Source organism: Alistipes onderdonkii, assembly GCF_025145285.1.
In the GTDB taxonomy this organism is placed as follows: Bacteria; Bacteroidota; Bacteroidia; order Bacteroidales; family Rikenellaceae; genus Alistipes; species Alistipes onderdonkii.
Map to the genome: position 1 here is coordinate 2946544 of NZ_CP102251.1, position 26286 is coordinate 2972829.

A 26286-nucleotide genomic window follows, 5' to 3' on the forward strand; every position below is an offset into this window, starting at 1 on the left:
GCGCGATGAGGATTGGTGTGGATTTGGGCGGCACGAACGTGCGCGCCGGCCTGGTGAAGGATGGCCGCATCGTGCGGTTGCTCTCCGAACCCTGCAAAGCCGACCGCCCCGAAGGGGAGGTCGTGGATCATATTGCCTCGCTCATCGGGAAGCTCATCACCCCCGACGTCGCCCGCATCGGCATTGGCGTGCCGTCGGTCGTGGATGCGGCGCGCGGGATCGTCTACAATGTCGTAGGCATCCCGTCGTGGCGCGAGGTGTACCTCAAAGATCTGCTCGAAAAACGGTTCGGCGTCCCGGTATATGTCAATAACGACTGCAATTGCTTTGCTCTGGGCGTCAGCCGCTTCGGCGAGGCGAGCGCATACAGCGACGTGGTGTGCGTGGCGCTCGGCACGGGTGTCGGCGCGGGGATCGTGATCGGCGGCGAACTCTATTGCGGGCACGATACGGGCGCCGGGGAGATCGGGAGCATCCCGTACCTCGACCGCGACTACGAATACTATTGCAGCAGCCGTTTCTTCGTAGGCCGCGGCACGACGGGCAAGGAAGCCTACGAGCGTGCCCTGGCGGGCGATCCCGCGGCGCTGGCGCTGTGGCACGAATTCGGCGGGCACATCGGGCGGCTGGTGATGATGATTCTCTATGCCTACGACCCCGAAGCGATCGTTTTCGGCGGGAGCATCGCCCATGCCTACGGGTTTTTCCGGGAGGCGATGTACGAGCAACTCAAACAGTTCCCGTATGCCAAGACGGTCGAACGGCTCCATATCTGCTGTTCGTCGGTCGAACACGTGGGGCTGCTGGGGGCTTCGGCGTGCGAATAACGGGCCGGGGTTTTGATTTGTCCGTTTTTTGCCTTATTTTTACCTTGTGTTCCTGAGCAACCCCATTTAAAACAAGCCCGATATGAAGAGACTTATACCCCTCGTTGTCCTCTGTGCCGCCCTCTGCGGCTGCGGTAAGGTAATCCCCGCCGACGATGAAGTCGCGGTGGTGCCGCTCCCCGAACGTGTCGTGAAAGGGCAGGGAACCTTTTTGCTGACCGCTTCGACCGAAGCGGTGCTGCTGTCCGGCGACGACAGTCTGGCCTGTGTGACCGGGGCGCTCGACGAAGTGCTGGAACCGGTGTTCGGCAAAGGGTTGCGGGTGCGGCATGCCGACGTGCCCCTCGACGGGGCGCTGAATATCTCGTGCGGCGCGGCGATGCCGGCGGATGGCTACCGCCTGGAGATTACGCCCGGGCGTGCGGAGATTGTTGCCGGAAGCGCAGCCGGGGCGTTCTATGCGGTGCAGACCCTCCGCCAGCTGATCCCCGCTGCGGCTTACGGTGCGGCCAACGTGCGGGCCGTGGAGCTGCCCGTCGTGACGATCGAGGACAAACCGTGCCTGGGCTATCGGGGCATGATGCTCGACGTCTGCCGCCATTTCTTCACGGTCGACGAAGTGAAGGAGGCGCTCGACATCATGGCCCTGCATAAGCTCAACGTGTTCCACTGGCACCTTACCGACGACCAGGGGTGGCGTATCGAGATTAAGAAATACCCGAAGCTGACCGAGGTGGGTTCCGTACGCAGCCGTACGCTGATCGGCCGCGACCCGGGCGGCGAGTACGACGAAAACTGCAAGTTCGACGAAACGCCCTATGGCGGTTACTATACGCAGGACGAGATCCGCGACATCGTGGACTACGCCGCGAAGCGTTTTATCACGGTGATCCCCGAGATCGAATTCCCCGGACATGCCGTGGGTGCGCTGGCCTCCTATCCGTGGCTCGGCTGCACGGGCGAGCAATACGAGGTGCGCCAGACCTGGGACATCGACGATAGGGTGTTCTGCATCGGCAAGGAGACGACCTTCGAATTCATCGAGGGGGTGCTGGAAGAGGTCGTCGGCCTTTTCCCGTCGGAATACATCCATATCGGCGGCGACGAATGCCCGACGGTGATGTGGGAGAAGTGCCCGCATTGCAAGGCGCGCATGAAGGCCGAAGGGCTGAGGCGCCCGCGCCAGTTGCAGAACTACGCCACGGCGCGCGTCGAGAAGTTCCTGAATGCCCGCAAACGCCGCCTGATCGGCTGGGACGAGATACTCGAAGGCGATGTCACCCCGACGGCGACCATCATGTCGTGGCGCGGTGCGAAAGGGGGCATCGAAGCCGCCAGGCAGGGCAACCATGCCATCATGGCGCCGACCACGAACTGCTACCTGGATTACTACCAGACGCGAGATACGGCCCGCGAACCCCTTGCCATCGGCGGGTACGTACCCGTGGAGAAGGTCTACGAACTCGATCCTTACGAGCAGCTCACGCCTGCCGAGCAGGCTTGTATTCTGGGCGTGCAGGCCAACCTGTGGACGGAGTATATCGCGACATGGCCCCATGCCGAATATATGCTTCTGCCGCGCCTGAGCGCGCTGGCCGAAGTGGGGTGGAGCCTCGACCGGAAGGATTATGCCGGCTATCTGCACCGTGTCCGCCGCCTGGCGCGGATCTACGATGCCTGCGGGTATAATTATGCGCGGCACATTTTCGGAGAGTAGGGCGACGCCCGCATACGGACGGGGATCGGCTGAGTGTCGATCCCCGTTTTTTGTGCCCCGCAGCGGCACCGCAGGCCCTCGGGGATATTATCTCGGGTTTTGCACGGTGTGTTCGTAAATTTTTGCTATCTTTGGAGGCAAAAAGTGTGCGGATTATGGATTTGAAATACGTGCGGAGCGAATTGCGCAAGCTCTCGGAAATTGTTGAAGGCTGGAATGCCACCCAGGAGATCGGCTCCCTCGAGCGGGATCTCGCACTCGATAAATTGCGGACACTCTACGAGGCTGTGCGTTTCGGTACGGAGGAGGAACCCGCTGCGGCCGATGCCGTCCGGCAGGAGGCCGTCCCGACGGAGATCCCGGTCAGCCTTGACCTGGGCGAAGTGCTTTCGATCGAGCCGCTGCCCGTGGCGGAACCCGAATTGCCGTCGCTCTCCGGATCCGGGCCGGAACCCGAATCCGGGTTCATTGCGCCCCAGGCCGGTCTGCCCGTGGCGGAGCCCGGGGCAGCTTTCCCCGATTGCGATACCGCGGCGGCGGAAACGGTGGCCGAATCTGTGCAGGATTCCGTGCCGGCGGACGGACAAGAGCCGGCCGGGGGTGTTGCGGAACCTGCCGAAATTCCGGCGGAACCGGCTGCGGGGCAAACTGCGGAGGCTGAACTCCCGGTTGCCGGGCTGGTTCCCGATCCTGAAACCCCGGCTGCGGAAGAAATCCCTGCGCCCGAATCGACTGGAAATAGCGCCGGCAAGGAAGTGCCGGCTGAAAATATTGCGGCGGCATCCGAATCGCATGGGGATTCCGGCTCGCAGGAGTTTGCCCGTGTGCCGGGGGCATCCGGGCCGCAAGAGCCAACCGATCCCCGGGACGAGCCCGCACACCGGGAAGCACCCTCGGGGATGCCCGAACCGGAAGCAATTGCCGGAGCACGGGCGGAAACGGGCGTTACCCACCCGGCTCCCGGAGCGGGGGCGCATCCTGCGGCAGCGCCGCAGCCGATCGCGCCGACCTTGTTCGGCATCGAAGAGGAGACCCAGCGCCACCGCCATAAACAGCGGGTAATCATGTCGCTTTACAATCCCGAACCCACGGCTGCACGGCCGACGGCCGAAAAGCCTGCTCCGGCACCTGCCGCGGGGGACGCCGCAAAACCCGAGGCCGGGCGGCCGCAGCTTCCAACCGACAGTCCGGCAACCGACAGCCCGGAACCGGCATCCGGCCCTGGCGCTTCGGCTCCCGGGGCTCCGCGTATGTTCGCCGGGGATGAGGCCCCTGCCGAAGGTGCGTATGCGGCGTCCGTGCCGCAGCGTCCGGCGCCCGTGTCCGACACCGGGGATGACGACGAAGAGCCCGATTTCGAGGAGATTACCCTTGCAGGGAACGGGGCGCCGAATAACGGGGCCGTACTGGGCGAAGTGATCAACCATGACAAACAGACGCTGGCCGATACGATTGTGCCGCCGCGCGACATGGCCTCGGAACTGCGCCGCAGCGAGCCCGTCACCGACCTCAGGCGTGCCATCGGCATCAACGACAAGTTCCTGATGATCCGCGACCTGTTCGACGGCGATGCCCGGGCTTACGAAGCGGCGCTCGACAAGCTCGATGCCTTCGGCGATTTCGACGACTGCATGATCTACATTGCCGAGAATTATGCCTGGAATGCCAATTCCGACGGCGCGAAGTTCCTGATGGAACTGCTCGAACGTAAATTCGCATAGCCCCATGGCCAAGCTCTATATCGTACCTACGCCGATCGGGAACCTCGACGATATCACGCTGCGGGCGGTCAATGTGCTGCGTGAGGTGGATTTCATCCTCGCCGAGGATACGCGTACTACGTCGTTCCTGCTCAGACACCTCGGTATCGAGAAAAAACTCCATTCGCACCACAAGTTCAACGAACACGCCACGGTCAAGATGGTGGCCGGGTCGATTGCCGCCGGACGCAATGCCGCGTTGGTTTCGGACGCCGGGACACCCGGTATCTCCGACCCGGGGTTCCTGCTCGTCAGGACTTGTGTCGAGGCCGGCATCGAGGTCGAGACCCTGCCCGGTGCCACGGCGCTCATCCCCGCCCTTGTGCAGAGCGGCTTCCCGTGCGACCGGTTTTGTTTCGAGGGGTTCCTGCCCCAGAAAAAGGGGCGGGCGAAGCAGTTGCAGGCGCTCGCCGACGAGGAGCGTACGATGATATTTTATGAATCGCCCTACCGGGTGGTGAAATGCCTCGAACAGTTTGCCGAAGTGTTCGGCCCCGGGCGCCGGGTGTCCGTATCGCGCGAACTGACCAAGAAGTTCGAGCAGACCGTGCGGGGCACTGTCGCCGAGGTGCTGGAGCATTTCCGCACGACCGAACCCAAAGGCGAATTCGTGATCGTGCTGGCCGGAAAACCCAAGCCCGGACGGGAAACGCAGGGGGACGGCGACGAACAAAAGATCGGATATGATGAATAACAACGATACGCATCGGGTCAAACGCTCTTTCTCGGCATGGCTGGGGGAGATGCGCGAATTCCTCCGGGGGCGTTTCAGCCTCGATGAGGACAAGGCGCAGCGCGACGAGGTCGTGGCGTCGATTTCCAAGGGGGTGGTATTTCGCGGGGTCAACCTGTGGGTACTGATCTTTGCGACGATGATCGCGTCGCTGGGCCTGAATGTCAACTCGGCCGCCGTGATCATCGGCGCCATGCTCATCTCGCCCATCATGGGGCCGATCATGGGCATCGGCCTTTCGCTGGGTATCAACGATTTCGAACTGCTCAAAAAGTCGCTGCGCAATTATGCGCTGATGTTCGTCGTGGCGATCGTCACCTCGACGGTCTATTTCCTGGTGTCGCCCCTGTCGTCGAACAGCAGCGAGTTGCTGGCACGCACCGTGCCGACGACCTACGACGTGCTGATCGCATTGTTCGGCGGTCTGGCGGGCATCGTGGCGCAGACGCGGCAGGATCGCACGTCGACCGTGATCCCGGGCGTGGCGATCGCTACGGCGCTGATCCCGCCCCTCTGTACCGCGGGCTTCGGCCTTGCCACGGGGCAGATGCGCTTCTTCTTCGGGGCGTTCTACCTCTTTTTCATCAACTCGGTATTCATCGCCCTGGCGACCTATGCCATGGTGCGGTTCCTGAAATACGAGAAAAAGGCGTTCATCGACAAGGTGCGCGAGCGCAACGTGAAGCGGCTGATGATGGTCATCACGCTGGTGACCTTCATCCCGAGCGTCGTCATCGGGTTCCACATGGTCAGGGTGTCGCTTTTCGAAGCGGCGGCCGACAAATATGTCTCGCAGGTATTCAATTTCCCCCATACGCGCGTGATCGAGTGTAATAAGCGTTACGCGCACCGCGGGCATCCGTCGCAGATCGAACTGCTGCTCTTGGGGGAGCCGCTCGACGACGGGACGATCGAGAACGCCCGCACCCAGATGCGCAGCTTCGGGCTCGACAAGGCCGAGCTGGTCGTCCGCCAGGCGAACACCACGGACAAGATCGACGTGGCGTCGCTGCAACAGAGTTACCTCGAACTCCTGGAAGAGAAGAACAGGCGCATCGGCGAGATGGCTGCGCAGCTGAAACGCTACCGTGTCACGAATGTCGAGGTGGACGACATTTCGCGCGAGGTGGGCGCCATGACCACGAACGTCAGGGCCATATCGCTGATGAAGGGCATTACGTTCGACGTTTCGGGCACGCCGCTCGATACGACGCTCGTCTGCGTGGTCACGCCGAAAGTCCCTTCCGACTCCATCGACCGGACGACACTTGCGAACTGGCTGAGAATCCGCACCAAGGTCGCCAACGTAAAACTTTTCGTCGAACCGTAACCGCTGATTTGCCGGATGAAACGTACAGAGCTGAATTTCGTACAAAAGGTATGGTTGGAGTCCCTGTGGCTCGGGGCGCGGGTGTTTGCCATGATGCCCTACTGGTTCAAATACTACATTGTTGAAAACCTGCTCTTTTTCATCATATATTATTGCCTGCGCTACCGCATGAAGGTCGTGAAGGCCAATTTGCGGAACTCGTTCCCCGAAAAAAGCGAGCAGGAACGGGCGGCCGTCTGCCGCAGTTTTTACCGTACGCTTGCCGAGATTTTCGTCGATACGGTCAATATGGCCCACATGGGCGAGGAAAAAGGCCGTACGGTTCTCACCGTAAAAGGGTTCGAGGAACATTATGCGAAGGTGCACGGCCGCGACTGGATCGCCATGACGGCCCATTTCGGCTGCTGGGAGTATTGCTCCTACTGGGGGCTTTACGAACGCTCGCAGATGCTCGTGGCCGTTTACCACCCGCTGCGCAGCAAAGTGATGGAATGCCTTTACCAGCGCCTGCGCAACTACGAGAATTCGATGACCGTGGCGATGAAGGATTCGCTGCGCTTCTACCTGCGCAACCGGGAACGCGGCATCGAGGGCAAGAACCTCGTGATGGGGCTTATCGCCGACCAGAACCCGCCGCGCCGCCCCGACAGCCATTGGTTCCGCTTTCTCAACCAGGATACGATCTTCTTCGACGGCGGGGAGAAACTGGCGCTGCGCTGTAACCTGCCGGTCTATTTCGTCCGGATGGAGCGCTTACAGCGGGGACGTTACCAGATGTCGTTCGAACCGATCTATGACGGTGTGGAGGAGGTCGCCGAATACGAAATCACGGAACGCTACGTTAGACGTTTGGAAGCCATGATCCGCGAGCATCCCGAACTCTGGATGTGGTCGCACCGCCGCTGGAAACACAAACGCACGAATGCCAATCGTTAAAATCGTCATACTCAACTGGAACGGCGCGGAACATCTGCGCCGCTTCCTGCCGAGCGTCGTGGCCGCGGCTCCCGCCGGGGTCGGGGTCGTCGTCGCCGACAACGGTTCGACGGACGGGTCGCTGGCGGTGCTGGCGGAGGAGTTCCCGACCGTCGCCGTGGTGCGCCTCGACCGGAATTACGGTTTTGCGGGCGGTTACAACCGCGCTTTGGCGCAGGTCGAGGCGGATTATTACCTGTTGCTCAATTCCGATGTCGAGACACCCCGGGGATGGCTGGAGCCGATCCTCGGCGTCCTGGAGCGTGAGCCCGACGTGGCGGTCGTTTCGCCCAAGCTGGTTTCGTGGCTCGACCGTACGAGATTCGAGTACGCAGGGGCTTCCGGGGGCTTTATCGACTTCCTGGGCTATCCTTTTTGCCGGGGGCGTATCCTCAAGCGGGTCGAAGCCGACGAGGGGCAGTACGACGATGCCCGCGACGTATTCTGGGTCAGCGGAGCGGCTTTTTGCTGCCGTGCCGACGTGTTCCGCGTATTAGGGGGCTTCGACGACGATTTCTTCGCCCACATGGAGGAGATCGACCTCTGCTGGCGCATGCAGCTCGCGGGTTACCGCGTGCGGGTCGTGCCCGGGAGTACGGTCTACCACCTCGGCGGCGGGACGCTGACGACCGATTCCCCGACCAAGGTGTTCTACAACCATCGCAATAACCTGGCGATGCTCTACAAGTGTGCTTCTCCCGTACAGCGTGCCGTCGTGGCCGTCGTGCGCCCCGTGCTCGACCTGATGGCTGCATTGTCGTACCTGGCACAGGGGCGGGGCGATAATTTCCGTGCCGTATTCCGCGCCTGGCGCGATTTCCTCCGCTGGCACGGCAGCCTGTCGCGCAAGCGGAAGGAGATTCGGCAGCAGTGCAGGGGAACGGTCGCCGGGAAGGTTTACCGCGGTTCCGTAGTCCTGCGTTACCTTTTGGGGCGAAAGACCTTCGGGCGGATGATGTGACCCGGCGGAAAAACTCAGGACGGAGATATGCCTTCCGGTGGAATAACCTAAAATAAGACCTCCCGGTTTTGCCGGGAGGTCTTATTTTAAACAGTATTCGGTGTTTTCCTACTTGTTGATTTTCGCCCACGAATCCTTGAGCGTCACCGTGCGGTTGAACACGGGGTGTTCGGGTGTCGAGTCGGTGTCGGGACAGAAGTAGCCTACGCGCTCGAACTGCACGGCCTGCCCTATGGGTATGTCGCGCAGCGACGGCTCCAGGTAGCCCGTGACCTTGACCATGGATTCGGGGTTGAGGTTGTCCTCCCAGGTCTGTCCTTCCTCCACGTCGTCGGGGTTCTCCTTCGTGAAGAGCGGGTTGAACAAGCGGATTTCGGCCTCCACGGCATCTTTGGCCGATACCCAGTGGATGACACCCTTCACGCGGCGGCCGTCGCTCGACGACCCTCCGCCCGACATCGGGTCGTAGGTGCAGCGCAGCTCGGTGATGTTGCCCGCGGCATCCTTGATGACCTCCTCGCACCTGATCAGGTACGAATAGCGCAGGCGCACCTCGCCGCCGGGTGCCAGGCGGAAGAACTTTTTGGGCGGCTCCTCCATGAAATCGTCGCGCTCGATGTAGATGACCTTCGAGAAGGGCACCTGCCGCGTGCCGGCCGATTCGTCCTCGGGGTTGTTGATCGCCGTGAAGAGCTCGGTCTTGCCTTCCTCGTAGTTGGTGATGACCACCTTCAGCGGGTTGAGCACTGCCATGCGGCGCTCTGCGATCTTGTTCAGGTCTTCGCGCACGCAGTATTCGAGCTTGCCCAGGTCGATCACGTTGTCGCGCTTGGCTACGCCCACCATCTCGGCGAAGTTCCGCACCGAGGCCGGGGTATAGCCCTTGCGGCGCAGTGCGCAGATCGTCGGCATGCGGGGGTCGTCCCAGCCCATCACGGCGCCTTCCTGCACGAGTTTGAGCAGCTTGCGCTTCGACATCATCGTGTAGGTGAGGTTCAGCCGGGCGAATTCGTACTGGTGCGAAGGGTAGATCTCCAGCGCCTGGATGAACCAGTCGTAGAGCGGACGGTGCACGTCGAATTCGAGCGTGCAGATCGAGTGGGTGATCTGCTCGATCGAGTCGCTCTGCCCGTGGGCATAGTCGTACATCGGGTAGATGCACCACTTGTCGCCCGTGCGGTGATGCTCGGCATGGATGATGCGGTACATGATCGGGTCGCGGAAGAGCATGTTGGGGTGCGCCATGTCGATCTTGGCGCGCAGCACCTTGGCCCCGTCGGGGAATTCGCCGTTTTTCATGCGGACGAACAGGTCGAGGTTTTCCTCCACGGAACGGTCGCGCCACGGCGACGGAGTGCCCGGTACGGAAACCGTACCGCGGTTTTCGCGGATCTGCTCCTGCGTTTGGTCGTCTACGTATGCCAACCCTTTTTTAATCAGTACGATCGCCCAGTCGTAGAGCTGGTCGAAATAGTCCGACGCATAGCGTTCGACGGCCCAGTCGAACCCGAGCCACTGGATGTCGCGCTTGATCGAATCGACATACTCCACATCCTCCTTGACGGGGTTCGTGTCGTCGAAACGGAGGTTGCACTTGCCTCCGTATTTCCGTGCCAGCCCGAAGTTGATGCAGATGCTCTTGGCGTGTCCGATATGCAGGTAGCCGTTCGGTTCGGGCGGGAAACGGGTCTGGACGCGCGTTTCGCCCTTGGCGATCGACTCTTCGATGATCTCTTCGAGGAAGTTCAGCGACTTCTCCCGTGTTTCGTTTGTTTCGCTTGCCATATGTGTATGTTTCGCTTGTTGTATGCTTTATTTCTTTGCCTTGGGGCCGATGTTGAACAGCTTCTGGATGTCCACCGAGAGCTTCACGACCTGCTGTGTGCCCATGCCCGTGCCGTCGTAGTGGAACACCATGCCCGCCTCGACGGCCAGCGTGCCCTTGAAGAATCGGCGGTCGTAGCCGACCCACGTGCGGTTATAGACATTTTTTGTCGTCGCGTAGAAAGGCTCGCCGGCATAAAGCCCGTCCTGTCCGTAGGTGACGGGGATGTCTTCGCCGACCGCGATGTTGCGCAGGGGTTGCAGGTTTTCGCCCAGATAGAGGTTGTTCTCAAGTTTCACGCCCCACTTGGTCAGCACGAAGTCGATCTGTGCACCGCACGGTTTTTTCCAGTTGTGGTCTACGCTGCGGCCGCGCTGCGGGGCGAAGAGGAACCCGGCCTTGATGTCGAAGTCGAAGTAGGCGTTGAATCCCCAGCCCGCATAGGGGTTTACCAGCAGGTTGTCCGTGACGTTCTCGTTGAGCTTCGAACCTGCGAAATGGAACATCGAGAAGGCATAACCGAAGTAGAAGCCCCGCTCGAGCGTATAGCGTCCCGCCGAGATGATGCGGAACATTTCGCGCGACTGCTCGGAATACATGCCTTCCCAGTCGATCGCCATTTCTACATAGGTATTCTCGCGCTCGGTGGATTTATAATGCCCGAGGAAACCCGAAAGGCGGTTGTGGTAGAACGCCGTCGAGTCGCTGAAGAACGCCCTCGAATAGTCGCCCAGCAGCTCCTTGCGGTCGAAGATACCGGCGTTGGCCTGTACGTTCTTGCTGTTGAACTGGTAGTATACGATAGGGCGGGCCTTGGTCAGGAACCGGGTGTCGTTGCCGAAGTCCTGCAACAGGTCGACACCGACCACCAGGCGGTTTTTCTCCATCCATTCCACGCCGATGCGGGGCGTGAGGCGGGCGCTGAAGAGCGTCTGCGATTCGTTGAAATCGTTGTTGGCGTATTCCCGGTTGTCGAAGCGGGTCGCGAAGTCGGCGCCGACGATCAGATTCTGTGCGCTGAGGCTTCCTCCCGCGACAAAGGCGGCGAACGACAGCATCAAGACTTTTTTGAGTGACATAATTCTTTTGAATTGAGACCCCAAAAATAGGTAAAATATTTATTATTTGACTACTTTTGACCCCGAAATCACTCATTTGCATACGTTATGCGTAAAATCACCAACGAAGAGCTGAACCGGCCCTCGGCCGGGGAGTTCGCCGCGATGGAGAAAATGCCCGTCGCGGTGGTGCTCGACAACGTCCGTTCGTTGCAGAACGTAGGGGCTTTCTTCCGCACGGGGGATGCTTTCGCCGTGGAACGCATCGCCCTCTGCGGCATCACCGCGACGCCGCCCAACCGCGACATCCACAAGACGGCGCTCGGCGCCGAACTGACCGTGCCGTGGACTTATCACAAGACGACGGAGGAGTGCATCGCCCGCCTGCGCGCCGAAGGCTACCGGGTCTATGCCGTCGAGCAGGTCGAAGGCGCCGTGATGCTCGGCGACTTCCGGGCGGAGCCGGGCGCGAAATATGCGCTCGTGTTCGGCAACGAGGTGATGGGCGTAGGGCAGCAGGCCGTGGACATGTGCCACGGCGCGATCGAGATACCTCAGGCCGGGACGAAGCATTCGATCAACGTTTCGGTCTCAGGCGGTGTCGTTTTATGGGATTTTTTTTGCCAAATCCGGCCAAAGCGTTAACTTTGCCGCGCTGAACCGCGGTTTAGCTGCGCCCCGGCAAAGCAGATGAATTTGGCTTTGCACCCGGCTTGCGCTATCACCCCGGTTTACAGGTGTTGATAAGTCTCCCTTTTCAAAGGGAGGTTTGGAGGGATTGTCGATATGGAATCGGCGTTTTTACGCCGTAATACGAATCCGATGGATTCCATACCGGAACCTTGCGAACAAATGAAATGTTGAATAAATCCATTGGGTTCGTAGTAAACTATGTCTGTAGAAAGTACTGTCAGGGCTGTGACCACCTACCGTCTGACGGAGATGAAACAGCGCGGCGAGAAGATCGCCATGCTGACTTCGTACGATTATTCGATGGCCAGAATCGTCGACGCCGCGGGTATCGACGTGATCCTCGTGGGCGACTCGGCGGCCAACGTGATGGCCGGTTACGAAACCACGCTTCCCATTACCCTCGATATGATGATTTACCATGCGCGTTCGGTCGTGCGTGCCGTCAGCCGTGCGCTGGTCGTCGTCGACCTGCCGTTCGGAACCTACCAGGGCAATTCGAAGGTGGCGCTCGACTCGGCCATCCGCATCATGAAGGAGACCGAGGCCGATGCCGTGAAGATCGAGGGCGGCGAAGAGATCCTCGAATCGGTCAACCGCATCCTTTCGGCCGGAATCCCCGTCATGGGGCACCTGGGGCTGACGCCGCAGTCGATCCATAAATTCGGGACGTACAGCGTGCGTGCCAAGGAGGAGGCCGAGGCAGCGAAACTCGTCCGCGACGCCCACCTGCTGAGCGATGCGGGGTGCTTCGGCATCGTGCTCGAAAAGATTCCCGCGGCGCTGGCCGCCCGCGTCACCTCCGAAATCTCCGCGCCGACCATCGGTATCGGGGCCGGTAACGGCTGCGACGGGCAGGTGTTGGTGATCCACGACATGCTGGGCATCAACAAGGGTTTCTCGCCGCGCTTCCTGCGCCGCTATGCCGACCTGTATACTGTCATGTCGGACGCCGTGTCGCAGTATATCGCGGACGTGAAGTCATGCGATTTCCCCAACGGGCAGGAGCAGTACTGACCCCGCCGGGTGCGCAGGCCGCCGTGACGGAATAATTTCGATCCCCGACCCTGAGGCCGGGGATTTTTCCTGTCCGGGAATTGGTCGGCGGGAGGATGCCCCCGATTGCTGTCCGGGGATTCCGGGCGCGGGGCGTCCCCTCCGGCTTGTACGGGACTGCGCGGGCGGCTTCCCGGCCCGGAGCGCCGGGGGCTGTCCCGGACGCAGGCGTGTGTATTTACCTGTCGCGGGGCCGGCCGGGCGTTGTCCCGGGGGCTCCGGATTTCGCCCGCACCCGGCGGCTTTGATAAATTGTTGATAAAAAAAATCGTCGCGTTGCCCCGGATATTAGGCCGTTTCGAAAATTATCACTACATTTGCGAGCAACAAAAATCCACGTTCATTATGTCTTTTATCAATGAAAGGGTTCAGCCCGAAGGACTTACGTTCGACGATGTGCTGCTTATACCCGCCTATTCGGAAGTGTTGCCGCGAGAGGTCAGTGTCCAGACCCGTTTCTCGCGAAATATCAAACTCAACATCCCCATTGTGTCCGCTGCCATGGACACCGTTACCGAAGCGCCGATGGCTATTGCGCTGGCTCGTGAAGGCGGGATCGGCGTGATCCACAAGAACATGTCCATCGCCGAGCAGGCCGCCCACGTGCGCCGGGTGAAGCGGGCCGAGAACGGCATGATTTACGACCCGGTGACCATCTCGAAAGACCATACGGTCGGCGATGCGCTCAACCTGATGAAAGAGAACAAGATCGGGGGTATTCCGGTCGTGGACGCGGATCGGAAGCTGATCGGTATCGTCACCAACCGCGACCTGCGGTTCCAGCGCGACATGTCGCGCCGTATCGAGGGGGTGATGACCCCCGGCGACCGCCTCATCACCACGCATAGCTCCGAATTGTCCAACGCCTCGGAGGTGCTGCTCAACTGCAAGATCGAAAAGCTCCCCGTGGTCGACGACGAAGGCCATCTGGTGGGGCTTATTACTTATAAGGATATCACGAAGGTGCAGGATCATCCCAACGCCTGCAAGGATTCCAAAGGCCGTCTGCGCGTCGCGGCCGGCGTGGGCATCACGCCCGATGCGCTGGATCGTGTGAAGGCGCTCGTCGAGGAGGATGTGGATGCCGTGGTGCTCGACTCCGCGCACGGGCATTCGATGAATATCGTCAATAAGCTCAAGGAGATCAAGGCCGCCTATCCGTCGCTCGACGTGGTGGTCGGAAATATCGCCACGGCAGGGGCCGCACGGTTCCTGATCGAGAACGGCGCCGACGGCATCAAGGTCGGCATCGGCCCCGGCTCGATCTGCACCACCCGCGTGATCGCGGGCGTGGGCGTTCCCCAGTTGTCGGCCATCTATGCCGCGGCGTCGGCCGCCAAAGATACGGGCGTTCCGGTTATCGCCGACGGCGGCCTGCGTTATTCGGGCGACATCGTCAAGGCGCTGGCTGCGGGCGGCGACTGCGTGATGATCGGCTCGATGTTCGCCGGCACGGAGGAGTCTCCCGGCGAGACGATCATCTACAACGGCCGTAAGTTCAAGACCTACCGCGGCATGGGCTCGATCGACGCCATGAAGGCGGGTTCCGCCGACCGCTATTTCCAGAAGGGCTGCGAGGGCAATATCAATAAGCTCGTTCCCGAAGGGATCGTGGCGCGCGTACCCTTCAAGGGCACGTTGAGCGAGGCTGTCTTCCAGCTTATCGGCGGCATCCGTTCGGGCATGGGTTATTGCGGTGCCAGGGATATCGCGGCTTTGCAGCGTGCGCAGTTCATCCGCATCACCTCGAACGGCGTTACGGAGAACCACCCGCACGACGTGACTATCACGAGTGAAACGCCCAATTATTCCCGCGGTGAATAGTTCCGATCCCGGGATCGCGGCCTGCGGGCTTTTTTGCGGTTCATGCCGGAAATTCCGGAAAGGGAGTTGTCCGGGGTGCCGCGATAACGAAAAGGCCGCGTGGTGCAAGGTTCGTTCCTGCTGCCGGGAGAACGGCTGGCAGAGTTGCGCCGAATGCACGCTGGTGCCGCTGGATACCTGCGGAAAGTTCAATAATTTCATCGCCGGGATTTTTCAGGTCGTTTTTCGCTCAGACCGCCGAGGTTGCATAGAACGCATCCGCGAAGTCGGGAGCGAGGCTTTCGCCGCGGAGATGCGCCTTGCGGGAAGCTACAACCGTCCGGTAAAAAGAAAATAATAAGGATTCGGGGTCTTCCTTGCCAAAGGGAGATTCAGAGGGATATTAAGCCTGGAACCGGCGTCGGAGACGCCGTAGAGTGAGTCCGGCGAGTTTCATGGCTTGTAAACCTTCCGAAATTGATGAACCCAGATTCGTCGGACTTACGTTATATTATGGAAAAAATCCTGATTCTCGACTTCGGGTCGCAGTATACGCAGCTCATCGCGCGGCGCGTACGCGAACTGAATGTCTATTGCGAGATCCACCCCTTCAACAAGATTCCGGTGCCGGATGCTTCGGTGCGGGGCGTGATCCTCTCGGGCAGTCCCTTCTCCGTGAGGGACGAGCATGCCCCTGCCCCCGACCTTTCGGCCATCAAGGGCAAACTGCCCCTGCTGGGGGTCTGCTACGGCGCACAGTTCCTCGCATCGGCCTTCGGCGGCGAGGTGCAGCCTGCGCCCAGCCGCGAGTACGGCCGTGCGATGCTTACGGTGGGCGATGCCGGTGACCCGCTGATGCGCGGCCTGCCTGCGACCACGCAGGTGTGGATGTCGCACGGCGATACGATCACGTCCGTGCCGGCTGACTACAAGGTCGTGGCCAGCACCGAGGAGGTGCGCGTGGCTGCGTTCCGCATCGAGGGTGAGCAGACCTGGGGCATCCAGTTCCACCCCGAGGTTTACCATTCGACCGACGGCACGCACCTGCTGAAGAATTTCGTCGTGGGTATCTGCGGCTGCAGGCAGGAGTGGACCTCGGAGAGTTTCGTAGAGGCCACCGTGCGCGAGTTGCAGGAGAAACTGGGCGACGACAAGGTCGTGCTCGGACTTTCGGGCGGCGTCGACTCGTCGGTGGCCGCCGTGCTGCTGCACAGGGCCATCGGCAAGAACCTCTACTGCATCTTCGTGGATTCGGGCCTGCTGCGCAAGAACGAATTCGAGGACGTGCTCGAGTCGTATAAGAACATGGGCTTGAACGTCAAGGGCGTGAAGGCCGGCGACAAGTTCCTGGGTGACCTGGTCGGCGTGAGCGATCCCGAGACCAAGCGCAAGATCATCGGCCGCGATTTCGTCGAGGTATTCAACGACGAGGCGATCCGGATCGAGGACGTGCGCTGGCTGGCGCAGGGGACGATCTATCCCGACGTGATCGAGTCGGTGTCGGTCAACGGCCCCTCGGCGACGATCAAGTCGCACCACAACGTCGGCGGGCTGCCCGAGAAGATGCACCTCGGGATCGTCGAACCGCTGCGCCTGCTCTTCAAGGACGAGGTGCGCCGCGTAGGCCGTTCTCTCGGGATCTCCGAGCAGCTGATCGGGCGCCATCCCTTCCCGGGGCCCGGCCTTGCGATCCGCGTCCTGGGCGACATCACGCCCGAAAAGGTCGGAATCCTGCAGGACGTGGACAAAATCTACATCGACGCCCTGCGCGATGCCGGGCTTTACGACAAGGTGTGGCAGGCGGGGGCTATCCTGCTCCCCGTGAAGAGCGTCGGCGTGATGGGCGACGAGCGAACCTACGAGAGCTGCGTCGCACTGCGTGCCGTGACCTCGACCGACGGCATGACCGCCGACTGGGTGCACCTGCCCTACGAGTTCCTTGCCAATGTGTCGAACGACATCATCAATAAAGTCAAAGGGGTCAACCGCGTCGTCTACGACATCTCCTCGAAACCGCCCGCAACGATCGAGTGGGAATAGGGCGTGATCCCTGCGCGGCCGCTGTGTGGGATCGGCCGCTGTCGTATTGCAATCGTTGCCGAACCCGTTATTCGGCATGGCCTGCCCGGACGTTTACAGTCCGGGCAGGCTGCTTTTGTGGCTGGGTGGTGTGGTCGAGCGGCTTTGCCGGCTGCTGCAACGTGCGTGTAATGCCATATTCCCGGGATTGTAACGGGACTGTCGCAACGATGAAATAGCCGCAGGGTAATTTTGCAGCATCGGAAACGATGTCGGTTTATGACTCCTGCCGATGCAATCCGCCAACCAGCCTTGAAACTTCGCCCGTCCCGGTTTCCGGGGCGGAATTTTTTTTGCCTGGCCGAAGGTGTGCCGGGGGGGGGTACCGGTTCCGGACGGAAGCCTCCGCCGATGCCTTGATTTGGGTGCTGGCGAGGCTGTATGCCGCACGGGTTGTCCTTTCCGAGGCAGCATGGAACGTTTTTTTGCTATGTAACGGAACCTTAACAGTAAATATATGCCGAAATCCTTTTGTATTTTTGAAATAAAAGTTATCTTTGTAATAGTTTCCCCTTTAAAAAACGGAAGAATCGTAAGTTATTTTTGCAAACGGATATTAGTTTATAATCACCTAATTAAAACTATTTTTATGAGTAAACATCTTTTTAGGTTGGTCTTCGGTGCATTTTTCCTTGTGGCTGCCACGGCATTTACGGGATGCTCCGACGACGATGACAAGTCGCTGACGCCGAAGTTGACGGCGGATCCGACGGCGCTTGATTTCACCGATGAGACGGCGACGACGCAGACCGTTGCCATCACGGCGAACTGCGAATGGACGGTTACTGCAAGTAACCTGGATTGGGCTACCATTTCCCCGATGAGCGGCAAAGGCAACGGAACGATCTCCGTTACGGTTTCCGAGCTGCCCGCCGGTACGAACCTGCGCGAAGGCAAAATCTCCTTCACGCTTATCCACCCCGAATTCGGCAAATGGGGCCAGGCCGAGTCGTCCGTAGCCGTGAAACAGTACGGCAGCGGGGTTACACCCCCCCCCACGGGCGATGCTATCTATGCTAACGATTTCGATAAGGAGCAGGCTCAAAAGGGGGCAGATGGTAAGTTCCCCTTCGCAGATGCATTCGAGGGCTGGAAGAATCAGACTGGTACGGGTGCCGACAATGTTGCTTATAAAACGAGCGGTATAAGTGTTCGTTCGAATTCGCCTTCGAACGATAGCCATTCGAAGTACAAGGACGACGCTTCCGGTGTCAACAATATGTTTTTCGGAACGAGCGGTGTTTTTGAGATTCAGAAAATCGCACTTGAATCTACCCAGAAGAACCTTCAACTTACGTTCGGTTCATACCGTAGTATTTTTGAAGATAAGGACAATGCCTTCAAGACTTCGGAGTTCCATGTATATCTGAGCAAAGACGGTGAAAACTGGGCGGAAATTACCTATGACCGCCCTGTCGGGGACGACGAGCACTCTAACCACGGTACCTGGGCTTTGGCGACGGCCAATTTCACGCTGAAACAGGTGCCTTCGGAACTTTACATTAAATTTACTTCGGATCTTACATCCGCACACCGTATCGACGACGTGAAACTTTTCGAGGGCATCGGTGGTACGGAGGTCGACCTGGACAATATTACTCCTCCTGTAACTGAAACGAAGACCATTGCTGAAGTCATTGCGGGTTCGGTAGGCGCGACCTATACTACGCAGGGACAAGTCGTGGCGATTAACGGACGTAGTTTCCTGATTCAGGACAATAGCGGGAAGATTCTGGTCTATCTTGGATGGAAAGATAATAAGCCTGTGGTAGATTATTCCGCTACGATTGGCCAGACTGTCAAGGTGACCGGCAAGACGACTACTTACAGTAAGTTGGTACAGTTCTCTGAAACCGACTTGGTAATAGAAAAGGTATCTGACGGTTCCTTCACACAGCCTACTCCCGAAAAGTTCGACGGAGCCGCTTTCGATGCCTATGCGGCAGCCACTCCCGTTATTAAATATATCGAATATTCGGGCACGCTTACGATAGACGGGTATTACTATAATATAGCTGTCGAAGGTACGGATCTGCAGGGCTCTCTGGCATATCCCGCCGATGGTTTTGTCGATGCTTCCCTTAATGGACAGGTTGTTATTGTCAAGGGTTATACGTTAGGTATGACCAACCAGAGTAAGATGCTTAGCACGATTGCCGTATCGGTCGAAAAGGATGGTGATGCACCCGCTGAACCGAAGATTACCAAGCTCGACCCGACGTCGCTTTCTTTCGCGGCGACGGACAATGCCAAGACCGTGACCGTCACGGCTGCCAATGCCGACGACTGCACGATCGAAGCCGCTACGGATAAATCGGAGCAGTTCACGACCTCCGTAAACGGGATGGTTGTAACCGTGACGCCCAAGGAAAACATGACGGAGCAGGCTATCACCGCCACGCTGACCATCAAACTGATGAAGGCCGGTGCCGCTGTGGATACCAAAACCGTTGCGATTTCGCAGGCCGGGAAATCCGGATCGGGCGGGGACGGCCAGCAGATTACCCTTACGTTGGACGATATTATCGCTATCGGCGGGAAAAGTGGAGCCTATGCCGAATTTACATATACGAATACTTTCGGCGAATGGTCGGGTAAAGCAGCTGGTGGTAGCAGCGGAAAGGAATGTTTACAGATTAATGTAAAAGACAAGTCGGCTTTTGGATCGTTCGTGCAGATTCCTGCCGTTGATGGGACGATTGAGAAGATTGAGGTGACCATTCGTGAGCCTTATAAAGGACGTGCTATCGGTATTTTTCCGGTTGGGTACACATATACAAAAGACACACTTGATAAGATGAAAGAGCAACTTGCGAAGGATGCTATAGCAATCAGCAACGAGACTCCGTCTGATGTAAATAATAACGAACCGTTTACGTTTGTAATTGACAACCTCAGTGCTAAGAACCTTACGCAGTTTTCGATATTCCCGACTCTTGGAGCGGTAAGTATTACTGCGATCACGGTTACTTATTCAAAATAAGAAAGTAGGTGTTTTCCTATAATCCATCCCCGGCGGATTGGCTTCCGCCGGGGATGATTGTCGGATTTTCTACCTGACATTTTTATCTGCAAATTCCTACATGATTTTGACAAAAGGGTTATTGAAACTTTTCGGACGGGCTATGGTGCTCGGGGCGCTCCTGCTGGTTTTCGGGCGGTGCGCTTCCTCCGACGACACCACCCCGGCGAATATTTCCGCGCTGTTCCTCGATACGGAGACGGCCACGCTCGCGGCCAAAGGCTATGCGACCGACCCTCGGCTCGTGCTGACGGGGCCCGTGGGTACGGCTTATACCGTCACCGTGACCGAAGGCGGCAGTTGGTGCTGGACGTCGCGCAGGACGCAAGCCACGACCAAATCGGCGCAGCTGGTCGCCGCAAGCGAGGTCATTTACCTCTACCTGGACAAAAACGAAACGGGCGCTTCGCGCCGGGCTGCGGTCGATGTCGTTTTCGACGGCGGACACGAATTCACGTTGACGATCGACCAGGCGGACTACTCGGTTCCGGCATCGATGGATCATGCGTGGGCGGAATTGCCCGCCTATGTCGAAGCTCCCGACTACCGTTACGTAACACATTATGCGCCGCTCTCTTCGACCGTGACGGCACGTAACTTTACGATTTGCTACGACACGAAGAAACGTATCGCCAACTGGGTCGCCTATCCGATCCATTCCTGTTACCGGGTTGGAAAATATGAGCGTTCTAATGCATGGAAATACGATCCTGAAGTGCCGGAGGAATTTCAGGTCGATTTGAGCCGCGGTTCATATAATGGGCGGCCTATCCGCGGGCATCAGTGTATGTCCTACCATCGTTATGTCAGCTATTCTTCGCTATTGAATGAGCAGACGTTCTATTCGACCAATATTATGCCTCAGGATCCTGATTTTAATAGCGGGTCGTGGGGGGATTTGGAAGATCTTACCCTGAAATATATTTCATATCCCGATACCTTGTACAATGTTACGGGAACTTATGGGGTACAGGGATATACGACGGATAAAGAGGGGAATCGGGTCGCGATTCCACAGTATTGCTGGAAGGTGCTGCTACGTACCAAAAGCGGCAGGACGGGGAAGCGGATCGACCAGATTACCGATGCATCGCAATTGGCGGCAATCGGTTATTGGGCTGAAAATTCCTCAACCACGACCGGGAATATAAAACAATATATCACGAGCGTTGCCGACATCGAAGAGAAAACGGGTTATAAATTCTTTACGATGCTCGACGAGGCCATTGCCGCCGACGTGAAGGCACAGAACAATCCCTCGGACTGGGGTATAAATTAATCTGAACTATATGAAGAAACTGCTTTTTACCGGGCTTTTCGCAGCGCTGATCGTCGCCTGCTTCGCCCAGAAACCCTACAAGGTCGTTTTCTACAACTTCGAAAACCTCTTCGATACGATCCGCAACCCGGAGATTTACGACGAGGAGTTTACGCCCGAGGGGCCCAAGAAGTGGAATACGCCCAAGTACACCAAAAAGATCAATAACCTTTCGCGCGTGTTGTTTGACATCGCCGCCATCAACAAGGACTACCCGGTGGTGATCGGTGTTTCGGAGATCGAGAACCGCAATGTCATGGAGGACGTGATCGCTACGCCCAAACTCGCCCCGGCCAATTACCGCATCGTGCACTACGATTCGCCCGATGCCCGCGGCGTGGACGTGGCGTTCTACTACCGTCCCGACGTGTTCAAGCTCGAGGGCAGCGCCCCGATTCCGTTTACGATGGAGAGCCTGCCGAATTTCCGCACGCGCGACGTGGTGACGATGTGGGGGACGATCGACGGGGAACCGTTCTATTTCATGGTGGCCCACTGGCCTTCGCGCCTGGGCGGCAAGGAGGCTTCGGCACCCAAGCGCGAGCGCGCCGCCGAGATCATGCGCCATGCCGCCGACTCGGTGCTGGCGATCAACCCCGCGACCAAGGTCGTGATGATGGGTGACTTCAACGACGACGCCACCGACAAGAGTATCACCGAGGTGCTCGGCGCCGAAGGCAACATCCGCAAGCTCCAACCGGGCGGATACTACAATCCCTTTATCGACATGCTGAAGGCGGGCATCGGTTCGCTTGCCTACCGCGACCAGTGGAACCTGTTCGACAATATCGTCGTGTCGGAGAACCTCGCTACCGGCTCGACGGGTTCGCTCAAGCTGGAGCGTGCCCCCAAGGGGAAATATTACGGCAATATTTTCCGTGTCCCCTATCTGTTCCAGCAGGAAGGCCAGTACAAGGGCTACCCGCTGCGTACGTTCGTGGGCAACAATTTCCAGGGGGGATACAGCGACCACCTTCCCGTATTCATTTACATCGGTAAATAACCCAACAAAGTAATTATGAAGATCAGAGCTTTACTTGTTATCCTGCTCACGCTGGCCTGTGCCGGGGCGTATGCCCAGGACGGGGGCGTCAAAGGCAAGGTCGTCTCGCGTGACGGCCGTGTCGCACTGAGCAATGTCAAGGTGGTCGTCGAACCGCTCGGCGTCACCGTCATGACCGACAACCACGGTAATTTCAATATCGACCAGTTGCCCAAAGGGGAATACCAGTTGAAATTCGAAGCCCCCGAGTTCGAGAACCTCGACCTGGCGGTTCGTGTCGACAAGATGGTCAAGAACCTCAATTCGGTGGTGATGTCCCCCGATGTGCAGTATGTCATCGACGACGCCGTGTTCGCGGAGTTCGACTCCGATACGGCGGCCGACGGGCAGTCGCTGCCTTCGTCGCTTTCGTCGTCGAAGGATGTCTTCAACAACATCGCCTCGTATAAATTCAGCGAGATGCGTTTCAACGTGCGCGGTTACGATTCGCAGTATTCGAGCATCTACCTGAACGGCATCCGGTTCAACGACGCCATGACGGGCTATGGCCCCTGGTCGTTGTGGAGCGGCCTGAACGACGCCACGCGTAACCAGGAGAATACCGCCGGGCTGCGCTCGTCGGGCTACGGCATCGACGGCATCGGCGGCACGACCAATGTCAATGCGCGCGCTTCGCAGATGCGCAAGGGCTTCCGTGCCAGCGTCGTGAACGGCAACTCGATGTACCGCTTCCGCGCGATGGTTTCCTACGCTTCGGGCCTGCTCGACAACGGATGGTCGTACGCCTTCTCGTTCTCGACCCGCCAGGGCGGCAACTCTTATGTCGACGGGGTGTACTACAATGCCTACGGTTACTTCGCATCGGTCGAAAAGCGTTTCGGCGGCGATCGCCACAACCTGGCGCTGACCATCCTGGGCGCACCGACCGAGCGCGGAGCGCAGCAGGCGTCGACGCAGGAAGCCTACGACCTGTTGAGTAACAACTATTACAACCCCAATGTGGGCAAGCAGGACGGCAAGCTGCGCAACTCGCGCGTGCGCGATTACCACGAGCCGATCGTGATGCTCAACTACGGGTTCGACATTTCGTCGAATACCAAACTTGCCGCCGCGGCTTCGTTCCGCTTCGGCAAGAACGGCTATTCGGCCCTGACGTGGACGGATGGCCCCGACCCGCGCCCCGACTACTACCGTTACCTGCCCAGCTTCTACACGAACCGTATCCTCCAGTTGTCCGAGGGCATCGAGAGTTCGGATCTGGGGACGTACAACGACCTTGCGCTGCGTTCGATGCGCGAGTGGATCACCGACCCCAGCAAGAGCCTGATGGATTACGACAACATGTTCCGCATGAACTACAACCGCAACAAGTCCGGGGCTTCGGGCATCTACATGATCGAAGAACGCCATACCGACCAGCGCGATTTCAACTTCGCGGCCAACATCGCCCATACGTTCCGCAACCAGTCCGTGCTGCGCGGAGGCCTGACGGCGCGTATCAACCGCACGGAGTACTACGACCAGGTGAAAGACCTGCTCGGCGCCGACTACTGGCTCGACGTGGATAAGTTCGCCCTGCGCGACAACGGCAACTACAACCCGCTGCTTTCGCAGAACGACCTGGATTATTACCTCAAGCACGGCGAGGCCCGCCGCGTCGGGGAAGGCGACAAGTTCAGCTACGATTACTACGCCAACCTGCGCCAGGCACAGGTCTGGGCGCAGTATTACGCCTCGTTCGGCGGTTTCACGATGAGCCTCGGCGGCGAGGTCGGCTATACGGCCATGTGGCGCGACGGCCGGCTGCGCAAGGGACTCTTCGCGAACAACTCGCTCGGTAAATCGAAGACGCTCGACTACCTGACCTACAAGCTCAAGGGCGAGTTCTCGTACCGTTTCTCGGGTGCGCATGCCATCGACGCCAATGTGGCCTACATGGTCAATCCCCCGCAGTTCCGCGACGCTTTCGTTTCGGCGCGTACCCGCAATACGACTACGCCGGGCCTCGATTCCGAGAAGGTACTCGGCGTCGACCTGTCGTACAACCTCAACCTGCCGTGGATCACGGCGCGCGTTTCGGGTTACTATACCTCGGTCGCCGACCAGTCGAAGGTCATCTCGTACTATGACGATACGCAGTCGTCGTTCACCAACTTCGCCATGAGCGGCATCGACAAGCGTTACTACGGCCTCGAAGTGGGCGTCGTGGTTCCCATCTGGGGCGGCATCTCGTTCAACGGCGCCCTGAGCCTGGGCGACTACCGCTATACGTCGGACGCCAACTTCACACAGACGCGCGACAACAGCGAGGAGGTGCTCCGCGGCGACAAGGTGCTCTGGGACGACCTCTACGTCGAAAGCACGCCCCAGACGGCGCTCAACCTCGGCCTGAGCTACCGCGGCCCGCGCAACTGGTTCGCCTCGGTCGATTTCAACTATTACGACCGTATCTACCTCTCGATGAACCCCGCGCGCCGTACCCGTGCCGCTTATGCCACGGTACTGCGCCCCGACGAGGCGGCACAGCTCCCCGGCGCCGTGAAATACACGGCGCTGATGAACCTGCGCGAGCAGGAGAAATTCGACTCGGCCTATACGCTCAACCTGAGCGTCGGCAAGAACTGGTACATCCACCGCATCTACCAGCTGGGCTTCAGCCTCGAGGTGAAGAATATCCTCAACGATCAGACGATCCGTACGGGCGGTTACGAACAGATGCGCCTTTCGCGCCGTACCTATGTGAACAAGGAGGGTGCGGCCGCCCAGCCGATCCAGTATTACGTGCCGTTCGATTCGAAGTACTTTTACCTGCTGGGGACGACCTATTACCTGAATGTATATTTCCGCTTCTAATACGATATGACGATTATGAAAAAGATATTTCAGTTATGCGCCGTGCTGGCCGTGATGTTCGCGGTTACGGGGTGCTATAATGATTTCGATGCGCCGAAGCCTGCCAAAGTCTATACCGACGAGGATTTCGCGGGGATGAAGCATATCTCCATCGCCGATGTGAAACAGATGTTCCTCGATGAGCACAAGTCGCTCGGCGGTACGGGCAGCAACTCGAGCTGGGGCGATACGAAGTACGTACAGATCGGCCAGTCGCCCGACGGGCTGGATTACTACATCAAGGGCAAGGTGCAGTCGAGCGACGAGGAGGGCAACGTCTACAAGTCGCTCTACCTGGTGGACGATTCGGGTGCCATCGAGGTGAAGCTCACCACGGGGCTCTATTTTACCTATCCGATGGGGCGTTTCGACAAGGCCACGGGTACGATCCCCTCGAACTGGGTCTATGTCAAGGTCTCGGGCCTCTATATCGGCAACTACCGCATGATGCTGTCGCTGGGCGAGGGGCCTACCGATTCCTACAACAAGGTGGGCGAACATAAATTCTATGCCAACTCGAACATCGAAGACCCGACGGAGATCCGCAAGCGCGTATTCCTCGGCGGGGAGACGCAGCTGGAGCTGGGCAAGGAGATCCTCGAGATCACCGAGGCCAACTGCGACGATTTCTTCGGCCAGAACGGGCAGCAGTATTTCGGGCGCCTGGTGATCCTGCGCGGCGTTACGTGCCGTTACGGGACGGTAGGGTCGAACATCTATCCCGCGTGGATGTATACCGACATCCGCCCGGTGATGAACAAGGTCTGGTATCGGTGGGCGTTCAGCAATGCTGGTACGAACCTCTACGGTTCGGTGCTTTTCACCTATGACAGCACCCTGCCTTCGACGACCAACAAGAAGGGTGTCTATACGGTGCGCACGAGCGGTTATTCGCGTTTCGCCCAGTATCCCGTCGTCCGCGACGGCGCGAAAGGCGATATCATGGCCATCTTCGGCATCTACTCCAAGGACTGGACATACAACTACGGCGCTTACCAGTGCACGGTCAACTATTTCGACGACATCATGTTCGATGAAGACGCCTTCCTGACGGAGGCGGAAGTCGAGCAGCTGACGCCGGCCGACTCGTGGGTTACGCCCGACACGTCGGACGACGAGTATACCGAATAACCCGCTCCGGCAGAAACGACGGCCGCCCTCGGAAAGGCGGCCGTTTTTTCGTTGCCGGCGATACCGGGAAGCGTTAAAATCCGTATCTTTGCCCCGGATATTCACT

Annotated in this window: 19 protein-coding genes; 17 read left to right on the forward strand and 2 right to left on the reverse strand. The window is 58.9% G+C overall.

Annotation, left to right across the window (positions count from 1 at the left end):
- The first annotated feature begins 5 nt into the window (after positions 1-5).
- From NQ559_RS11940 to NQ559_RS11970, 7 genes are all read left to right on the forward strand, one after another.
- Positions 6-827 (forward strand): ROK family protein, encoded by an 822-nt coding sequence (locus tag NQ559_RS11940; protein ID WP_026318558.1) that lies wholly within the window; start codon positions 6-8, stop codon positions 825-827.
- Between the two features lie 82 nt (positions 828-909).
- A complete protein-coding gene (locus tag NQ559_RS11945; RefSeq protein ID WP_018696846.1) occupies positions 910-2544 on the forward strand; it encodes a beta-N-acetylhexosaminidase in 1635 nt (544 codons plus the stop codon).
- 155 nt (positions 2545-2699) lie between these two features.
- On the forward strand, positions 2700-4265 hold the full coding sequence (locus NQ559_RS11950; protein ID WP_018696847.1) for a DUF8457 domain-containing protein: 1566 nt from the start codon (positions 2700-2702) through the stop codon (positions 4263-4265).
- Between the two features lie 4 nt (positions 4266-4269).
- The gene (gene rsmI / locus NQ559_RS11955; protein ID WP_018696848.1) at positions 4270-4998 is read left to right on the forward strand and encodes a 16S rRNA (cytidine(1402)-2'-O)-methyltransferase; all 729 of its coding nucleotides are present in this window, start codon (positions 4270-4272) and stop codon (positions 4996-4998) included.
- A complete protein-coding gene (locus NQ559_RS11960) occupies positions 4988-6367 on the forward strand; it encodes a TIGR00341 family protein (protein ID WP_018696849.1) in 1380 nt (459 codons plus the stop codon). The genes rsmI and NQ559_RS11960 overlap by 11 nt, the downstream gene beginning before the upstream one ends.
- A 15-nt stretch (positions 6368-6382) precedes the next feature.
- Positions 6383-7303: a lysophospholipid acyltransferase family protein gene (locus NQ559_RS11965; RefSeq protein WP_018696850.1), complete on the forward strand. Its 921-nt coding sequence runs from the start codon at positions 6383-6385 to the stop codon at positions 7301-7303.
- A complete protein-coding gene (locus tag NQ559_RS11970) occupies positions 7290-8303 on the forward strand; it encodes a glycosyltransferase family 2 protein (RefSeq protein WP_018696851.1) in 1014 nt (337 codons plus the stop codon). The genes NQ559_RS11965 and NQ559_RS11970 overlap by 14 nt, the downstream gene beginning before the upstream one ends.
- Before the next feature lie 108 nt (positions 8304-8411).
- Here the strand turns inward: NQ559_RS11970 and NQ559_RS11975 are convergent, their stop codons facing one another.
- Complete coding sequence (locus tag NQ559_RS11975) at positions 8412-10088, reverse strand: glutamine--tRNA ligase/YqeY domain fusion protein (protein WP_018696852.1); 1677 nt, start codon at positions 10086-10088, stop codon at positions 8412-8414.
- 27 nt (positions 10089-10115) lie between these two features.
- Complete coding sequence (locus tag NQ559_RS11980; protein ID WP_026318559.1) at positions 10116-11207, reverse strand: lipid A deacylase; 1092 nt, start codon at positions 11205-11207, stop codon at positions 10116-10118.
- 87 nt (positions 11208-11294) lie between these two features.
- Between NQ559_RS11980 and NQ559_RS11985 the strand changes: the two genes are divergently transcribed.
- From NQ559_RS11985 to NQ559_RS12030, 10 genes are all read left to right on the forward strand, one after another.
- Positions 11295-11831: an RNA methyltransferase gene (locus NQ559_RS11985; RefSeq protein ID WP_018696854.1), complete on the forward strand. Its 537-nt coding sequence runs from the start codon at positions 11295-11297 to the stop codon at positions 11829-11831.
- A 246-nt stretch (positions 11832-12077) separates the two neighbouring features.
- Positions 12078-12893 (forward strand): 3-methyl-2-oxobutanoate hydroxymethyltransferase, encoded by an 816-nt coding sequence (gene panB / locus NQ559_RS11990; RefSeq protein WP_026318560.1) that lies wholly within the window; start codon positions 12078-12080, stop codon positions 12891-12893.
- Between the two features lie 384 nt (positions 12894-13277).
- Positions 13278-14756 (forward strand): IMP dehydrogenase, encoded by a 1479-nt coding sequence (gene guaB, locus NQ559_RS11995; RefSeq protein ID WP_018696856.1) that lies wholly within the window; start codon positions 13278-13280, stop codon positions 14754-14756.
- Positions 14749-15093, forward strand: a complete 345-nt coding sequence (locus tag NQ559_RS12000) for a DUF3795 domain-containing protein (protein WP_018696857.1) — start codon at positions 14749-14751, stop codon at positions 15091-15093. Before guaB ends, NQ559_RS12000 begins: the two co-directional genes overlap by 8 nt.
- A 152-nt stretch (positions 15094-15245) precedes the next feature.
- Positions 15246-16775 carry a glutamine-hydrolyzing GMP synthase gene (gene guaA, locus NQ559_RS12005; RefSeq protein WP_026318561.1) on the forward strand — a complete coding sequence of 510 codons (1530 nt, stop codon included), beginning with the start codon at positions 15246-15248 and terminating at the stop codon, positions 16773-16775.
- 628 nt (positions 16776-17403) lie between these two features.
- Positions 17404-19797: a BACON domain-containing protein gene (locus NQ559_RS12010; RefSeq protein WP_018696859.1), complete on the forward strand. Its 2394-nt coding sequence runs from the start codon at positions 17404-17406 to the stop codon at positions 19795-19797.
- 100 nt (positions 19798-19897) lie between these two features.
- Positions 19898-21115 carry a DNA/RNA non-specific endonuclease gene (locus NQ559_RS12015; protein ID WP_083923883.1) on the forward strand — a complete coding sequence of 406 codons (1218 nt, stop codon included), beginning with the start codon at positions 19898-19900 and terminating at the stop codon, positions 21113-21115.
- Positions 21116-21125: 10 nt separating this feature from the next.
- Positions 21126-22157 (forward strand): endonuclease/exonuclease/phosphatase family protein, encoded by a 1032-nt coding sequence (locus tag NQ559_RS12020; RefSeq protein WP_018696861.1) that lies wholly within the window; start codon positions 21126-21128, stop codon positions 22155-22157.
- 15 nt (positions 22158-22172) lie between these two features.
- Positions 22173-25010 (forward strand): TonB-dependent receptor, encoded by a 2838-nt coding sequence (locus tag NQ559_RS12025; RefSeq protein ID WP_018696862.1) that lies wholly within the window; start codon positions 22173-22175, stop codon positions 25008-25010.
- Between the two features lie 15 nt (positions 25011-25025).
- On the forward strand, positions 25026-26180 hold the full coding sequence (locus NQ559_RS12030) for a DUF5689 domain-containing protein (RefSeq protein WP_026318562.1): 1155 nt from the start codon (positions 25026-25028) through the stop codon (positions 26178-26180).
- Positions 26181-26286 lie beyond the last annotated feature (106 nt).

Bases quoted from the DNA above. Each gene is read 5' to 3' on its own strand.
- NQ559_RS11940 (WP_026318558.1), top strand. From the start codon at position 6: ATGAGGATTGGTGTGGATTTGGGCGGCACGAACGTGCGCGCCGGCCTG.
- NQ559_RS11945 (WP_018696846.1), top strand. From the start codon at position 910: ATGAAGAGACTTATACCCCTCGTTGTCCTCTGTGCCGCCCTCTGCGGC.
- NQ559_RS11950 (WP_018696847.1), top strand. From the start codon at position 2,700: ATGGATTTGAAATACGTGCGGAGCGAATTGCGCAAGCTCTCGGAAATT.
- rsmI (WP_018696848.1), top strand. From the start codon at position 4,270: ATGGCCAAGCTCTATATCGTACCTACGCCGATCGGGAACCTCGACGAT.
- NQ559_RS11960 (WP_018696849.1), top strand. From the start codon at position 4,988: ATGATGAATAACAACGATACGCATCGGGTCAAACGCTCTTTCTCGGCA.
- NQ559_RS11965 (WP_018696850.1), top strand. From the start codon at position 6,383: ATGAAACGTACAGAGCTGAATTTCGTACAAAAGGTATGGTTGGAGTCC.
- NQ559_RS11970 (WP_018696851.1), top strand. From the start codon at position 7,290: ATGCCAATCGTTAAAATCGTCATACTCAACTGGAACGGCGCGGAACAT.
- NQ559_RS11975 (WP_018696852.1), bottom strand. From the start codon at position 10,088: ATGGCAAGCGAAACAAACGAAACACGGGAGAAGTCGCTGAACTTCCTC.
- NQ559_RS11980 (WP_026318559.1), bottom strand. From the start codon at position 11,207: ATGTCACTCAAAAAAGTCTTGATGCTGTCGTTCGCCGCCTTTGTCGCG.
- NQ559_RS11985 (WP_018696854.1), top strand. From the start codon at position 11,295: ATGCGTAAAATCACCAACGAAGAGCTGAACCGGCCCTCGGCCGGGGAG.
- panB (WP_026318560.1), top strand. From the start codon at position 12,078: ATGTCTGTAGAAAGTACTGTCAGGGCTGTGACCACCTACCGTCTGACG.
- guaB (WP_018696856.1), top strand. From the start codon at position 13,278: ATGTCTTTTATCAATGAAAGGGTTCAGCCCGAAGGACTTACGTTCGAC.
- NQ559_RS12010 (WP_018696859.1), top strand. From the start codon at position 17,404: ATGAGTAAACATCTTTTTAGGTTGGTCTTCGGTGCATTTTTCCTTGTG.
- NQ559_RS12015 (WP_083923883.1), top strand. From the start codon at position 19,898: ATGATTTTGACAAAAGGGTTATTGAAACTTTTCGGACGGGCTATGGTG.
- NQ559_RS12020 (WP_018696861.1), top strand. From the start codon at position 21,126: ATGAAGAAACTGCTTTTTACCGGGCTTTTCGCAGCGCTGATCGTCGCC.
- NQ559_RS12025 (WP_018696862.1), top strand. From the start codon at position 22,173: ATGAAGATCAGAGCTTTACTTGTTATCCTGCTCACGCTGGCCTGTGCC.
- NQ559_RS12030 (WP_026318562.1), top strand. From the start codon at position 25,026: ATGAAAAAGATATTTCAGTTATGCGCCGTGCTGGCCGTGATGTTCGCG.